Origin of the sequence: Actinoplanes sp. NPDC051411 (genome assembly GCF_040682075.1) — a bacterium.
Lineage (GTDB): Bacteria > Actinomycetota > Actinomycetes > Mycobacteriales > Micromonosporaceae > Actinoplanes.
Window position 1 is genome coordinate 84,021 of the sequence record NZ_JBFBAD010000027.1, and the last position, 9,732, is coordinate 93,752.

The 9,732-nt window shown below is 70.7% G+C and carries 15 protein-coding genes; 7 read left to right on the forward strand and 8 right to left on the reverse strand.

Annotated features, from left to right (window positions below):
- The coding region (locus tag AB0M88_RS17285) for a metalloregulator ArsR/SmtB family transcription factor (protein ID WP_364102376.1) at window positions 1-254 on the reverse strand (254 nt) is incomplete at its 3' end.
- A 107-nt stretch (window positions 255-361) separates the two neighbouring features.
- Between AB0M88_RS17285 and AB0M88_RS17290 the strand changes: the two genes are divergently transcribed.
- From AB0M88_RS17290 to AB0M88_RS17305, 4 genes are read left to right on the forward strand one after another with little or no spacing between them, the layout of a single operon-like run.
- Window positions 362-697, forward strand: a complete 336-nt coding sequence (locus AB0M88_RS17290; RefSeq protein ID WP_364102379.1) for a hypothetical protein — start codon at window positions 362-364, stop codon at window positions 695-697.
- Window positions 694-1,134 carry a MerR family transcriptional regulator gene (locus AB0M88_RS17295; protein ID WP_364102382.1) on the forward strand — a complete coding sequence of 147 codons (441 nt, stop codon included), beginning with the start codon at window positions 694-696 and terminating at the stop codon, window positions 1,132-1,134. Before AB0M88_RS17290 ends, AB0M88_RS17295 begins: the two co-directional genes overlap by 4 nt.
- The gene (locus tag AB0M88_RS17300) at window positions 1,118-1,381 is read left to right on the forward strand and encodes a hypothetical protein (RefSeq protein ID WP_364102385.1); all 264 of its coding nucleotides are present in this window, start codon (window positions 1,118-1,120) and stop codon (window positions 1,379-1,381) included. Before AB0M88_RS17295 ends, AB0M88_RS17300 begins: the two co-directional genes overlap by 17 nt.
- A 37-nt stretch (window positions 1,382-1,418) precedes the next feature.
- Entirely contained in the window at window positions 1,419-1,763 is a 345-nt protein-coding gene (locus AB0M88_RS17305; RefSeq protein ID WP_364102387.1) for a YnfA family protein, read from the forward strand.
- 292 nt (window positions 1,764-2,055) lie between these two features.
- Here the strand turns inward: AB0M88_RS17305 and AB0M88_RS17310 are convergent, their stop codons facing one another.
- Both AB0M88_RS17310 and AB0M88_RS17315 read right to left on the reverse strand, forming a co-directional pair.
- Window positions 2,056-3,417: an FAD-dependent oxidoreductase gene (locus AB0M88_RS17310; protein ID WP_364102390.1), complete on the reverse strand. Its 1,362-nt coding sequence runs from the start codon at window positions 3,415-3,417 to the stop codon at window positions 2,056-2,058.
- Between the two features lie 13 nt (window positions 3,418-3,430).
- Window positions 3,431-4,093: an arsenate reductase ArsC gene (locus AB0M88_RS17315; protein WP_364102393.1), complete on the reverse strand. Its 663-nt coding sequence runs from the start codon at window positions 4,091-4,093 to the stop codon at window positions 3,431-3,433.
- A gap of 207 nt (window positions 4,094-4,300) precedes the next feature.
- On the opposite strand from AB0M88_RS17315, the gene AB0M88_RS17320 reads away from it, so the two are divergent.
- Window positions 4,301-4,624: a hypothetical protein gene (locus tag AB0M88_RS17320; RefSeq protein ID WP_364102396.1), complete on the forward strand. Its 324-nt coding sequence runs from the start codon at window positions 4,301-4,303 to the stop codon at window positions 4,622-4,624.
- The gene (locus tag AB0M88_RS17325) at window positions 4,621-5,190 is read left to right on the forward strand and encodes a VOC family protein (RefSeq protein WP_364102399.1); all 570 of its coding nucleotides are present in this window, start codon (window positions 4,621-4,623) and stop codon (window positions 5,188-5,190) included. The genes AB0M88_RS17320 and AB0M88_RS17325 overlap by 4 nt, the downstream gene beginning before the upstream one ends.
- A gap of 66 nt (window positions 5,191-5,256) precedes the next feature.
- Here the strand turns inward: AB0M88_RS17325 and AB0M88_RS17330 are convergent, their stop codons facing one another.
- The 5 genes from AB0M88_RS17330 to AB0M88_RS17350 all read right to left on the reverse strand — a co-directional run bounded on the left by AB0M88_RS17330 (window position 5,257) and on the right by AB0M88_RS17350 (window position 7,686).
- Window positions 5,257-5,670, reverse strand: coding sequence for an arsenate reductase ArsC (locus tag AB0M88_RS17330; RefSeq protein WP_364102402.1), 414 nt, complete (start codon window positions 5,668-5,670; stop codon window positions 5,257-5,259).
- A 34-nt stretch (window positions 5,671-5,704) separates the two neighbouring features.
- Window positions 5,705-6,112 (reverse strand): hypothetical protein, encoded by a 408-nt coding sequence (locus AB0M88_RS17335; protein WP_364102405.1) that lies wholly within the window; start codon window positions 6,110-6,112, stop codon window positions 5,705-5,707.
- A gap of 74 nt (window positions 6,113-6,186) precedes the next feature.
- The gene (locus AB0M88_RS17340) at window positions 6,187-6,450 is read right to left on the reverse strand and encodes an aquaporin (protein ID WP_364102408.1); all 264 of its coding nucleotides are present in this window, start codon (window positions 6,448-6,450) and stop codon (window positions 6,187-6,189) included.
- Between the two features lie 101 nt (window positions 6,451-6,551).
- Window positions 6,552-7,241, reverse strand: coding sequence for a helix-turn-helix domain-containing protein (locus AB0M88_RS17345; protein ID WP_364102411.1), 690 nt, complete (start codon window positions 7,239-7,241; stop codon window positions 6,552-6,554).
- Between the two features lie 67 nt (window positions 7,242-7,308).
- The gene (locus tag AB0M88_RS17350) at window positions 7,309-7,686 is read right to left on the reverse strand and encodes a metalloregulator ArsR/SmtB family transcription factor (RefSeq protein WP_364102414.1); all 378 of its coding nucleotides are present in this window, start codon (window positions 7,684-7,686) and stop codon (window positions 7,309-7,311) included.
- A 142-nt stretch (window positions 7,687-7,828) separates the two neighbouring features.
- Here AB0M88_RS17350 and AB0M88_RS17355 point away from each other — a divergent pair, with 142 nt between their 5' ends.
- The gene (locus AB0M88_RS17355; protein ID WP_364102417.1) at window positions 7,829-9,610 is read left to right on the forward strand and encodes an FAD-dependent oxidoreductase; all 1,782 of its coding nucleotides are present in this window, start codon (window positions 7,829-7,831) and stop codon (window positions 9,608-9,610) included.
- The last annotated feature ends 122 nt before the right edge of the window (window positions 9,611-9,732 follow it).

Here is a 9,732-nt window from a genome sequence, read left to right on the forward strand (position 1 = left end):
CGGGTGTCCCTTATCCTCTCAGCTGATAGTCCGTCGGGGCGCCGCCGTCCCGCGGGGCGGGCCACGACCAGGCCGCAGCCGCGCAGGCAGGCGAGGTGGTTGGACAGGTTCTGCCGGGTGACGCCGAGCAGGTCAGCCAGCTCGGCCGGGTAGCCGGGCGCGTCGCGCAGGGCGAGCAGCAGCCGGGCCCGGGTGGCATCCGACAGGGCGTGGCCGAAGCGGGCCAGGACCTGGCCATGGGTCGCGGTCTCCATACTCCGGACAGTACATCATTCGCTGTATTCATCAGAGGCTGTATGGTCTGCCGAGCTGTGGGCCCGGACTTGTATCCGGTACCTGGGTACAGGCTTACCGTCGAGGAATGACCAGTACCGAGGATCTTGCGTGGGTTCCTGAGTCGTGCACTTTGCCGACTGCCGGGCGGCCGTTGCGCCTGGCTGCGTTCGACGACCTGTTCGCCACGTCGTTGCGCGGCCAGCAGAAGCTGTCGGCCACGCTGCTGCGCTGGGACCTTGATCCCGCGGCCGAGGCGACGGCGCGGGAGCTGACCAGCCGTGAGAGCAGGTGTTGCTCGTTCTTCACCTTCACCTTCCATCCGGATGGCGAGGCATTGTGGCTGGATGTCGAGGTGCCGGCCGAGCATCGCGATGTCCTGGACGCCCTCGGCGAGCGGGCCGTCGCGGGGATCCGGGCGTGACCGGGCTGCGCAGCAGCCAAGTCGCCGACGCGGCCGGGGTCAATCGGCAGACGCTGCGCTATTACGAACGCCGCGGGCTGCTGGCCGAACCGCAGCGCAGTCTCGGCGGTCACCGGCTCTACCCGGCCGAGGCGGTGACCGTCCTGAAGGTGATCAAGGCGGCTCAGCGGCTCGGATTCACCCTGGACGAGGTCGCGGACCTGCTCGCCGCCGGCCGCCATCCGCATCAGCGCCCGGACGCCGGGTTGCAGATCCGAGCGCGGGCCAAACTCGCCGAGGTCGAGGCGAAGATCGCCGACCTGCGCGTGATCGCCGACAACCTGCGGGCCGCCACCGAGGCCGGCTGCGACGACCTGATCACATGCGCCGGACAGCCGTGCTGCCCGATCCCGTTCGCCGCCATCACCATAGGAGCCCCGGATGCCGACCCCCGCTGACCGGGTCCGGAAGCTTCTGCCGCCCGGCCTCGCCGGCCTTGCCGGCCTGGCCTGCGCAGCGTGCTGCACGCTGCCGGTTCTGCTGGCCGCGGGCGTGCTCTCGGGTGCAGGCTGGACGGTCGCCGGGGCGTGGATGCCCGGCCTCGCCGTGGTGCTCGCTGCTTCGGCGGGCGCTCTCTGGTGGGCTGGCCGCCGGCGCCACCGCACTGGCTGCTCGGGCGGCGATTGCGCCTGCGGCACCACGTGAGAGCCGGCAGCGACTACGGCTGGATAGCGTTGCGGTCATGATCGTGGCTCGTTCGCTGGCGTTGTTCGTGCTGGCCGCGCTGGCCGACATCGGCGGGGCCTGGCTGATCTGGCAGGGCTGGCGCGAGCACCGCGGTCTGTGGTGGATCGCCGCGGGAATCATCGCGTTGGGGGCGTACGGGTTCGTTGCGTGCCTGCAACCCAGCCCGGACTTCGGGCGGATCCTCGCCGCTTACGGCGGCATCTTCGTCGCCGGTTCCCTCGCGTGGGGCACGGTCGTCGACAGGTACCGGCCCGACCGGTGGGACCTCGTCGGGGCCGCCATCTGCCTGATCGGTGTCGCCGTGATCATGTACGCCCCGTGCGGGACCGAGAGTTCTTGAATCTGGAAAGGTTCTGGTCTTCGTGTCGAGCTGCCGGGCCGGCGATTCGGGTCGGTACGCAGCCCGGTGGTGGCACGGCAGAGGTACAGGTTCAGTCACGGCTTTGTGCTGGCCGGCTGGCTCGGGATGCTCGCGCAGTCGGGGTGCTGTGGATGGTAGACGGCGAGGAAGAGCACGAACTGGGCAATGATGATCAGCACGAGGAACGTGACCAGGAGGGTGGCTCGGGTTCTCCCGGTGGTGTTCGGACCTGTCCGGATGTCGTTCCGGTGCACAGCGGGCCCTCGCCGCGTCAGGGGTTCGCGAGCCGTTGCCAGGCGGTCGTGGCTATCTGGGTGGCGTCCCACGGGCTGCCGAGCGGTGGGGTGTAGGAGAGGTCGAGGTCGGCGATGTCGTCGACGGTGGCGCGGTAGCTGATCGCGGTGGCGTAGGTGTCGACGCGTTTGGCGATTTCCGCGCCGTGGTGGCCGAGTAGTTGTGCGCCGAGGAGCCGGCCGGTGCTGCGGTCGCCGGTGATCCGGAGGCGGATGGGTGTGGCGCCTGGGTAGTAGGCCTTGTGGTCGTCGGCGACGGTGTCGATGGTGATCGGGTCGTACCCGGCCTGGCGTGCGGTGGTGTCGCGCAGGCCGGTGCCGGCGGCGACGAGGTCGAACACTTTGACGGCCTGGGTGCCCAGGGATCCGGCGAAGACGGCGTTGGCGCCGGTGGCGTTGGCGCCGGTGGCGTTGAGGGCGGCGATGCGGCCCTGTTTGTGGGCGGTGCTGCCCAGCGGTAGGTAGACGTGCTGGTCCAGGAGCCGGTGCCAGGTCTGGGCGCAGTCTCCGGCGGCGTACACGTCGGGCAGGTTGGTGCGCATCTGCCGGTCGACGGCGATCGCGCCTCGGGCACCGAGTTCGGCGCCGGCAGCAGCGGCGAGGCTGGTGTCGGGCCGCACACCGGTGACGACCAGGACAATGTCGGCGTCGTGGGTGCCGTTGTCGGTGTCGACGGCGAGCCGGTCGTCATTGGTGCGGATGGCTTGCGCCTTGGTGCCGGTGTGCACGCTCACGCCACGCTCGGTGAGGTGGTGTTCCAGGTGGGCGGCGAGTTCCGGGTCGATGGTGGGCATGACCTGGTCGAGTTGTTCCAGCACGGTGACGTGCAGGCCGCGGGTGGTCAAGGCTTCGGCCATCTCCAGGCCGATGTAGCCGGCGCCGATGATGACCGCCGCGCGGGCCTGGCGCTGCAGGAGCGAATTCTGGACGTCGAACATGTCGCCCATCGAGTGCAGGACGTGGACGCCGTCGGTCCAGCCGAGCTGGTCGAGGCCGTTGATCGGCGGGACGGCGGGTAGCGCCCCGGTGCCGATGATCAGCTTGTCGTAGCCGTGGGTGGCAGTGCCGGCGGTCACGGTGTGCGCCTGCGGGTCGACGGCGGTAACGCGGTGGTTGAGCAGCAGGTTCAGGCCGGCTGCCTCGAGGTCGGTGCGGGTGCGGTGGGCGAGGCGGTGCCAGTCGGGGACGTCGCCGGACAGGTGGTACGGGATGCCGCAGATGCTGAAGTTGGGGTAGGTGTCGGCGACCAGCAGGGTGACGTCGGTGGTGGGGTCGTGTTCGCGGGCGGCGAGGCCGGCGCTGATGCCGGCGTCGCTGCCGCCGATGACGAGCAGACGCACAACAAAGTCCTTTTCAGGTGGCGGGGATGGCGAGCTGGTCGAGCAGGGCGTGCACGCGGCGTTCGAGGTCGTCGCGGATCGGCCGGACGTCGGCGACTTCGAGGCCGGCGGGGTCGGGCAGGTCCCAGTTCTCGTAGCGGGTGCCGGGGAAGATCGGGCAGGCGTCGCCGCAGCCCATGGTGATGACCAGGTCGGCGGCGCGGACGATCTCGTCGGTCCACGGTTTCGGGTATTCGCCGGTGATGTCGATGCCGCGTTCGGCCATCGCCGCTATAGCGGCCGGGTTGATCTGGTTGCCGGGTTCGCTGCCGCCGGACCAGGCGACCGCCCGGTCCCCGGCGTAGTGGGTGAAGAAGCCGAGGGCCATCTGGGAGCGGCCGGCGTTGTGGGTGCACAGGAACAGCACGACGGGTTTGCCGTCGCGGTGATGGCCTTCGACGCGGGCGAGGGCGTCGAGGCGCTGGCGGGCGAAGCGTTCGGCCAGCAGCGGCAGGAAGTTCGGGATGGTGCTGGTGCCGGCGAACTGGTCGTAGCTGGAGATCAGAAACCGTTCGATGGTCTCGGCGCCGTAGATATCGCCGAACTGACGGCCCAGGTTCGTCGCCGCCGTGCGCAGCGCGAGCTGCTGGTCGATGGACAGGTCAGGGTGTTCCTGGGCCGGTGCGAGGTCGGTCATGGTGGCCTCCGTGAGGACGACGACAGTGTCGCCCCCATTAGATAGGTCAGTAACTATTGAGTCAATACTCTTTGAGTTTGATGTCAGGGGTTCGTGGGTCGCAGCTGGCGGCATCGCCTCGGGGCCGGGGGCGCGGGACAATCAGCGGGTGGCCGGCCGGGTGCCGTCCACCCGCTTTGATCGCCTGTGTCGACGGGAGTGGCGAAGATGGCTGGCCTGACGGCGGTGGTTCTGTACTCGCCGGACTGCCCTAATTGGCGGGAAGCGGGCGAGCGGCTGCGGGCGGCGATGGATCTTGTCGGGTTCCGGGCGAGGGAGATCACCTTCGTGGCGGTCAGCAGCGATGCCGACGCCGTCGCGACGGGTTTCGCGGGTTCGCCGACGTTCACCGTCGACGGCGTCGATCTGTTCGACGCCGGTGGTGAACCGGTGGGCTTGACCTGTCGGGTCTACCGGACCGAGGCTGGTGCGCTGGCCGGGTTGCCCGACGTGACGGCGCTGGCTGCGGCGTTGAGGAGGGTGATCCCATGACGGCGACCGGTACCGACCGGACCCGCCTCTGCGGCTGCTGCGGGAGGGCGTTCCCCGCCCGGGAGGTGGCCGAGCTGGGGGTCACCCCGGGGGTGTTCGTGTGCACCGGGTGCGCCCTGTGGGCGGCACGGCCCGCCGTTTCCTTCACCCTCGTACGCCGGCTACCTGCGATGACGCTGGCAAACGTGCTGCGACGGCTCAGGTCACGCACCCACTCGCTGGGGGCCGAAGAGGCGCGGACGGCCATCCCGATCCTGCCCAGCGCCGACCTCGACCGCACCGCCGCGTACTGGACTAGGTTCGCCTTCACCGAGACCGACCGTTACCCGGGATACCTGCTGCTCAATAGCGGGAACGCGGAACTGCACTTCTCCCAGCCGGGCGCGGCGTTCTCGCCGGGTGAGTGTTTCGTGCACGTCGGCGACGCCCGCCGGCTGTGGAAGCGGCTCCACGATCAGGACGTCGCGGGGATCGGCCCGGTCGCGGACACCGACTACGGCTTGCGGGAGTTCGTCGCGACCGACCCCGACGGGAACCGCATCAGATTCGGCAGCCCTGCCCGATGACCTCACGACAGACGCCGATGGCGGCGATGACACGGCCGGCGTCGAGCCTCGCAGCGTAGCCCGGTTTCAGGATTTGCTGGCCGGGATCAAATCGGCCAGTAGCGCCTCGATCCGGCCCTTGATCTCGTCGCGGATCGGGCGAAGGGCCTCGACGCCCTGGCCGGCGGGGTCGTCGAGTTTCCAGTCCTCGTAGCGTTTTCCGGGGAAGACCGGGCAGGCGTCCCCGTAGCCCATGGTGATGATGACGTCGGAGTCCTGCGCGACCTCGTACTGAAGGATTTTGGGTTTCTGGTCGGCGATGTCGATGCCGACCTCGCGCATCGCCTCGACCGCGGCCGGGTTGACAGTGTCGGCCGGGGCGGACCCGGCGGAGCGGACCTCGACGGCGTCGCCGGCGAGGTGGCGTAGCCAGCCGGCGGCCATCTGGGACCGGCCGGCGTTGTGCACGCAGACGAACAGGACTCTGGGCTTGTCACTCATGACGTGATCCTTTTCCGATGTGAGGTGAAGCGGGTCAGCGGGCACGGGCGGGTTCGGCGGAGGCGTCGTGCTCGACCATGACGTGATCGGCGGTCGCTGCGACGGCTGGGTAGAGCGCGGCGAGCAGGCCGACACCGATGAGGAGCCCGATGATCTGGGCGATGATGAACCCGGGCACCGACGCCGGGGCGATCCCGGCGAAGGTGTCGGTGAACATGCGGCCGATGGTGACGGCCGGGTTGGCGAAGCTGGTGCTGCTGGTGAACCAGTAGGCGCCACCGATGTACGCGCCGACCGCCGCCGGGGCCACGCTCGCGCGGCCGGATCGGGCCAGGGCGAAGATCAGCAGCAGCAGGCCGGCGGTGGCGACGACCTCGCCGATCCACAGGTGCCCGGCGGCCCGGTCTTTGGTGGAGAAGGTGACCGGGTGCAGGGCGAACATCAGGTTCGCCAGGATCGACCCGCCGATCGCCCCCAGGATCTGGGCGAGGGTGTATGCGGCGAGGTCGGTGCCTTTCAGGCCGTGCGGGTGCGGCGGCCGAGGAACCAGTCGGCGGCCGACACGACCGGGTTGAAATGCGCACCCGAGACCGGCCCGAACGTCAGGATCAGCGCGCCGAGCGCGAACGCGGTAGCGACCGAATTCTCGAGCAGTTGCAGGCCGACGTCGTGCGGCGACAAAGTCGTGGCCATGATGCCGGAGCCGACGACGGCGGTCACGAGCAGCGCGGTGCCGACGAACTCGGCGAGCAGGCGGCGCCACAAGGCGGGTGCGGGCATGGCAGCGGGACTCCGGTCTGAATCTGGCGCGGACAGGGCAAAGCGCCGGGTGCTGCGGTGTCGATTGCACCGCACATCCGGTCGTTCGGGCGGGGTAACGGTCAGGTCGGGCTGGGCGCGTGCTGGGCCAAAGGTGCGATGCGGTCGATGCGGCCGGCGAGGTCGGTGTAGGCGGCCTCAAACGCGGCGTCGGTGTTCACCCGGATCGGATCCGGAACCGACCAGTGCAGCGCGGGCCGGACTTCGCCGGCGAGGTCTTCGTGGGCGTTGTCGCAGACCGCGATGACCAGGTCCCCGTCGTGCACGACGTCGTCGACGTGCGCGGTGCCGGTCGCGTCGATGCTCAGGCCGTGGCGGTGGGCGACCTTCACCGCGCGGGGATGCACCCGGGCGGCGGGCTGGGTGCCTGCGGAGGCGACCGGCCCGCCGACCCGGTCGCGCCACAACGCCGCGGCCAGCTGCGAGCGGGCCGAGTTGTGGGTGCAGACGAACACCACCCGCTCGGCGCCTTGCAGTGGCGGCGGGGTCAGCGAGGCCAGCGCGTCGGGCTGCAATCGCAGGTAGGTGCGGCGCCGGTCACCCTCCGAGCGGGTCCGCACCAGCAGCCCAGCGTCCTGCAGCACCTTCAAGTGATGGGCGACCAGGTTGGTCGGCATACCCAGGTCTCGGCCGATCTCACCCGGCGAGGCGTCGCCGAGAGTCAGCGCGTCGACGATCGCGAGCCGGGCCGGGTCACCCAGCGCGGCGTGTAGCCGGGCCCGCGCCCGCAGAGAGGAAGAGTCGCCGTTCATTGACTCAATAATCACTGAGCTTCCTGCCGGAGTCAAGGCAATGATCCGGCGCGGGCTGCCCGACAGTTCAGACGGTTGCCGGCTCAGTGATCGTCAGCAGCGCGGCGAGCTGGTTCATCATCGCGGGCCGGGCCCGGTAGTAGACCCAGCTCGCCCGGCGCTCGGCATCGACCAGGCCGGTCTCGCGCAGCACTTTCAGGTGATGCGAGACGGTGGTCTCGGAAATCGTGAACGCCGGGGTCAGATCGCAGACGCAGATCTCCCCGCCCGGCGCGGACGCGATCATCGACATCAGCTGCAACCGGATCGGATCCCCCAGGGCCTTGAACGCCCGCGCCAGCCCGCCGGCCACCTGCGCCGGGATGCGCTCCTGCGCCATCGGCGGGCAACACACACCCTCCTCGAGGCCGGCGACGACAACGGGTGACACGGACGGGTTCGACATGGGTCGAGCTTGACACTCATCGAACCCGCATGCAACTGTGACTTCGACATCCATCGGATCCGACTATCATCGAATCTGCCTCGGAGCTCCAGCAGGAGCCGTCCGGACGCCGTCTCATTCGTGCCCATCGAGGAGTTCTGCCATGAGTAACGACCTTCCCGGCAGCGTCCCGGCCGCCGGTCAGGAGCCGTGCTGCGGCACGGCCGAAGCCGCCACCGCGGCCGATTCCTGCTGCGCCCCCGCCGCCAAGGCCGAAGCCGTCGCCGACGGCGCCGGCTGCTGCGGGCCGAGCGTCCAGGCCAGCGACGCGCCGGCTGACGCCTGCTGCTCCCCGTCCGCTGTCACCAACCCCGCCGTCACCGGCACCGCGATGACCGGGATGCTGCAACTGCTGCCCACCCCGTCCGCGCGGCCCGTGCCGGTTCCCACCCACGGCGGCAGCGACCTGCCGGTCGCGGTGATCGGGGCCGGGCCGGTCGGGCTGGCCGCCGCCGCGCACCTGCACGAGCAGGGCCTGCCCTTCGTCGTCCTGGAGGCCGGCGACCAGGTCGGCGCGTCCGTGCGGCAGTGGGCGCACATCGGCTTGTTCAGCCCGTGGCGCTATGACATCGACTCGGCCGGCCGCCGCCTGCTCGACGCCGCCGGCTGGGCCGCACCCGATGACGACGACCTGCCCACCGGCGGTGAGCTGGTCGAGCACTACCTGCAGCCCCTGGCCAAGCTGCCCGCGATCGCCGAACACCTGCGCCTGGGCGCCCGGGTGACCGCAATCAGCCGGGTCGGCGCCGACCGGGTCCGTACGGCCGGGCGGGCCGACCTGCCGTTCGTGATCCGCCTGGCCGACGGCACCGAGATCACCGCGTCCGCGATCATCGACGCGTCCGGGACCTGGCGCACCCCCAACCCGCTCGGCGTCAACGGCCTGAGCGCCCACGGCGAACCCGAGACGGCCGACCTGATCGACCACGCGCTGCCCGACGTCCTGGGCGCCGACCTCGACGCCCACGCCGGGCTGCACACCGTCGTCGTCGGCTCCGGGCACTCAGCCGCCAACACCCTGCTCAACCTCGCCCGCCTCGCCGAAACCGCACCCGGCACCCGGATCACCTGGGCCGTACGCGGCGGCTCCGCCAGCCGCGCCTTCGGCGGCGAAGACGGCGACGAACTGCCCGCCCGCGGCGCCCTCGGCAGCGGCCTGCGCACCCTGGCCGACACCGGCAAGATCACCCTGATCACCGGGTTCGGCGTACACACCGTCCGCCGCACCGACGGCGGGATCGAGCTAGTCGCCGCCGACGGGCGCACCCTGACCGGCGACCGGGTCGTCTCCGCCACCGGCTTCCGCCCGGACCACAGCATCGCGACCGAGCTGCGGCTAGATCTCGACCCTATCCTCGGCTGCACCCGCACCCTGGCCGACCTGATCGACCCCAACGTCCACTCCTGCGGCACCGTCAGCCCGCACGGCTACCGCGAACTCGGCCAGCCCGAACCCAACTACTACGCCGTCGGCATGAAGTCCTACGGCCGGGCGCCGACGTTCCTGATGGCCACCGGCTACGAGCAGGTCCGCTCGATCGTCGCCGCCCTGGCCGGCGACTTCGATGCCGCCGACGACGTGCAACTCGACCTGCCCGAAACCGGGGTGTGCAGCTCGAACCTGGTCGCCGAGAACGCCGCCCGGGAGATCGCCGCCCGCTTCGGGCTCACCCCCGACGTCCCGATCACCCTCGCCACCACCACGATGGACCTGCTGCCCAGCTCGGCGTCCACCAGCGACGCGGTCCGCGCGGCGGCCGACAAGATCGGCCTCGACCAGGAAGTCGCCCTGCAGATCGCCGCGCTCACCGAACAGCCCGGCGCGCTGCCCAGCGTGGCGGGGCTGATCAGCCTCACCCCGGCCGGTGGTACCTGCTGCTCGTGACCCCACCCGTCGAGGCATCGGCGCGCCGCGGCGCCGGGGGGGGGCGGGCCGCCCCCCGGCACCCCCCCCCCCGACCCCCCGGTGGGCGGGGCGCGGCGCGCGCCCCCCACCGCCAAGAGAAC

Bases quoted from the DNA above. Each gene is read 5' to 3' on its own strand.
- AB0M88_RS17290 (WP_364102379.1), top strand. From the start codon at position 362: ATGACCAGTACCGAGGATCTTGCGTGGGTTCCTGAGTCGTGCACTTTG.
- AB0M88_RS17300 (WP_364102385.1), top strand. From the start codon at position 1,118: ATGCCGACCCCCGCTGACCGGGTCCGGAAGCTTCTGCCGCCCGGCCTC.
- AB0M88_RS17305 (WP_364102387.1), top strand. From the start codon at position 1,419: ATGATCGTGGCTCGTTCGCTGGCGTTGTTCGTGCTGGCCGCGCTGGCC.
- AB0M88_RS17315 (WP_364102393.1), bottom strand. From the start codon at position 4,093: ATGACCGACCTCGCACCGGCCCAGGAACACCCTGACCTGTCCATCGAC.
- AB0M88_RS17320 (WP_364102396.1), top strand. From the start codon at position 4,301: ATGGCTGGCCTGACGGCGGTGGTTCTGTACTCGCCGGACTGCCCTAAT.
- AB0M88_RS17325 (WP_364102399.1), top strand. From the start codon at position 4,621: ATGACGGCGACCGGTACCGACCGGACCCGCCTCTGCGGCTGCTGCGGG.
- AB0M88_RS17330 (WP_364102402.1), bottom strand. From the start codon at position 5,670: ATGAGTGACAAGCCCAGAGTCCTGTTCGTCTGCGTGCACAACGCCGGC.
- AB0M88_RS17335 (WP_364102405.1), bottom strand. From the start codon at position 6,112: ATGTTCGCCCTGCACCCGGTCACCTTCTCCACCAAAGACCGGGCCGCC.
- AB0M88_RS17340 (WP_364102408.1), bottom strand. From the start codon at position 6,450: ATGCCCGCACCCGCCTTGTGGCGCCGCCTGCTCGCCGAGTTCGTCGGC.
- AB0M88_RS17345 (WP_364102411.1), bottom strand. From the start codon at position 7,241: ATGAACGGCGACTCTTCCTCTCTGCGGGCGCGGGCCCGGCTACACGCC.
- AB0M88_RS17350 (WP_364102414.1), bottom strand. From the start codon at position 7,686: ATGTCGAACCCGTCCGTGTCACCCGTTGTCGTCGCCGGCCTCGAGGAG.
- AB0M88_RS17355 (WP_364102417.1), top strand. From the start codon at position 7,829: ATGAGTAACGACCTTCCCGGCAGCGTCCCGGCCGCCGGTCAGGAGCCG.